Consider the following 2840-nt stretch of genomic DNA (forward strand, 5'->3'; position numbering starts at 1 on the left):
TTAATAAGATACCAAATATTATTTAGAAATAAATTGGAATTTGATAAAAACTAACTTTATAGAAGGAGCATTAGGTTTACGTCAAGCGGATCAAGAGGTGGATTTTCAGCTGCCTGCCAAAAAAATAAAAGACCATTCTCATCCTCACAATATTTCATTGGAAAATACATCTTATTGCGTTTTACTAGAAGTATACGGTGATAAAATTGTTTATCAAAATGTTATTTCGAAGTACTATTAGTTTTCACCTGAAGATATTGATGAAGGATTCAATACCTACACTGAATTTTAGATGAGCAAGGATACCGTGTGAGTGATCCCCGCTTTTATTCCATGATAAGTGACCCCACTGATGAGATAATGTTAGCAGAGATTTTCTTACTAAATGAAGAAAAATTCACGAATCAATCGGAAGAAGGAATGTTTTTTAGAAGCAATTTTAATATCAACCGATCTGTTCATTTTGTTAGAAAGGAGTAATTGTTCTTGTTTAAAATCCTAGATAGACTAGAAGAAGAGGATTTTGCATTTTTTAGAACATCATTTGAATCGGGTAGACAAACTCCAGATAATTTGCGGAATGTACTCCTCGTAGGAATAATCGGTCAACTGCTGTTCGCTCTCGGGATTTTTGCAGCAGCTGATCCATTTATGCATCCTGAGTACAACAAGAGATTGCTTTTGACAATACAGTATGTACTAACTTTTATCTTAATAATAGGTTCAATAATTTTTGCTATACCAGCTATTTATCGTGAAAATCAAACTGGTCAGTTAATAATAGGAAGTCTTACACTATTAAATTTTATCAGCATATTCCCCTACTTCGCCGCACTTTTTATGTTGGTTCGGTCAGTGGATCTTACCGAGGGGGCATTTATCACTTTGGCCGTAGGTGTTTTATTATTAGGGATAGTATTTTGGGTTGCCATATTCATCAGATTACAGCGTTCGCTACAAAGGGGAGACTTCCGAAAGGACTCCAAAAAATATGATCATAAGAAAGTCTTAGAAAGAGAGCGTTCTACACTTTCAAAGTTACCCGAATTTATTATCGTTGCAATAGGTCTCGTGTTTATTTTACGATTTTTGGTTGAAGGCCTTTTATCAGGTGATATAGAAAACATGATTTTTGTTATCTTGTTTCTCGCAGTGTTTTTTATGGGAATATATTTATTTGCTTACTCCGTAATATCCATATACTGCAAAAAACGATTCACCAGTTTTAACTTTGATAAAGATGGAAATTTGCAGCCTTGGGGGAGTGGGGATAAAGCTAAGAATGGGGCATAGTGTACCAGATAGCATATCTGCTTACGAGGAAAAGAAGGATTATCAGAGTGGAATTTTAAATAAGCTTAGCTAAAGGGGAATTATTGAAAAATGATTTATCGTCAATTAAATAAACTGGAAGAAAGAGATTTTGCTGTATTAATCCGTTGGAGGCTAAAGTATGTTATTTAAGGATTTAGATAAATTAGGTGAAAGGGATTTTGCATTTTTTAGAATCCCATTCGAATCTGGTCGGCAAACCTTACCTAATATTAGAAGAGGACTAATTTTGGGAGTATTTATGCAAGCTTTATTTGGAGGACTTTTTGTATATGCAGCAGCAAATCCAGCCGTATATCCCGCAAATGAAAAAACTATAATAATTAGTTTATCATTTCTAATCACGGCGATTTTAATATTATTATCGCTAATATTTTACTTTCCCGGTATGTATCAAAAAAAACAGCATATTCAATATCTGATCAGTAGTTTATCGCTTTATAACATATCGGGAATATCCTTATATTTTATATCACTACTTTTATTAAAAACGGAATCGGAAATAGTACTTAATCAATTCATCATGCTGAGTTGTATTACCTTATTTTTGTTAATTTTATTTTTTATAACAATTATCTTTAGAATAATTAAGTCGTTAAAAAAAGGCAACTATAAAAGAGAGTCGGATAAATTTAATTATAGAAAAAGATTGAAAGATGACAGGGAAAAATTAAGTAGAATACCTGAGTTAATGATTTGTACTGTTGCGATATTATTTATTGTTCAAGCTGTAATTAACCAAATATCGTATATAAATACAAGTATATTAGTTATCATTTTACTTTGTATTTTACTTCCTTATATAAGTGTATACATGTTCGCCCATTCTCTCATTACATACTACTGCAAAAAACGTTTTGCTAGCTTTAATTTTGACGAAGAGGGAAATTTACAACCATCGGGCAGCAGGGATAGGGTAAAAGATAAAAGATTAGCTTGAGAAAAGAGGATAACTTGATTTAAAGTAAAAGGGGAGCATTTATATGCATATAGAAAAACGATCTATATTATTCGACCATTTACTCGTTTATGAAACAAAACAATTACGAAAAGATTGGCAAGATGGCATTTTCATTTTGGAAGATGTCACACTTGCTTTAGATATTTAAAGATGGAAATTTACAGCCATGGGGAAGTGGGGATAAAGCTAAGAATGGGGCACAGTGTACTGATAGCATATCCGCTTACGAGGAAAAGAAGGTTTATCAGAGTGGAATTTTAAATAAGCTTGATGTTGGTTTAGCTAAAGGGGAATTTTTAAAAATGATTTATCGTCAATTAAATAAACTGGAAGAAAGAGACTTTGCTGTCTTACGAGAACCGTTGGAATCAGGTAGACAAAGCCCAAAAACTATTGGGGGAATTCTAATATTATCGGTGTTTTTACAGACCCTTTTATTTGTTTTAACATATGTAGTTGCAGCGGATAATACGAAATTTCCTTATAAGGATATCTTGTTTTATATACATCTTGTAGGAACAGCGATATTAATTTTATTTTCAATCTT

3 protein-coding genes and 1 pseudogene are annotated in these 2840 nt (G+C 32.4%); all 4 read left to right on the top strand.

Annotated elements, in window-relative coordinates; genetic code table 11:
• Positions 1–486: 486 nt before the first annotated feature.
• Positions 487–1293 (top strand): hypothetical protein, encoded by an 807-nt coding sequence (locus ACPYKA_RS20235; RefSeq protein WP_479543991.1) that lies wholly within the window; start codon positions 487–489, stop codon positions 1291–1293.
• 160 nt (positions 1294–1453) lie between these two features.
• Positions 1454–2272 carry a hypothetical protein gene (locus tag ACPYKA_RS20240; RefSeq protein WP_479543992.1) on the top strand — a complete coding sequence of 273 codons (819 nt, stop codon included), beginning with the start codon at positions 1454–1456 and terminating at the stop codon, positions 2270–2272.
• A gap of 43 nt (positions 2273–2315) precedes the next feature.
• Positions 2316–2441 (top strand): hypothetical protein, encoded by a 126-nt coding sequence (locus ACPYKA_RS20245; RefSeq protein WP_479543993.1) that lies wholly within the window; start codon positions 2316–2318, stop codon positions 2439–2441.
• A gap of 154 nt (positions 2442–2595) precedes the next feature.
• Positions 2596–2840, top strand: a pseudogene (locus ACPYKA_RS20250) (hypothetical protein); the annotation flags it as partial.

The organism is Pseudogracilibacillus amylolyticus (SeqCode) (assembly GCF_051918545.1).
Classification (GTDB): Bacteria; Bacillota; Bacilli; order Bacillales; family Amphibacillaceae; genus Pseudogracilibacillus.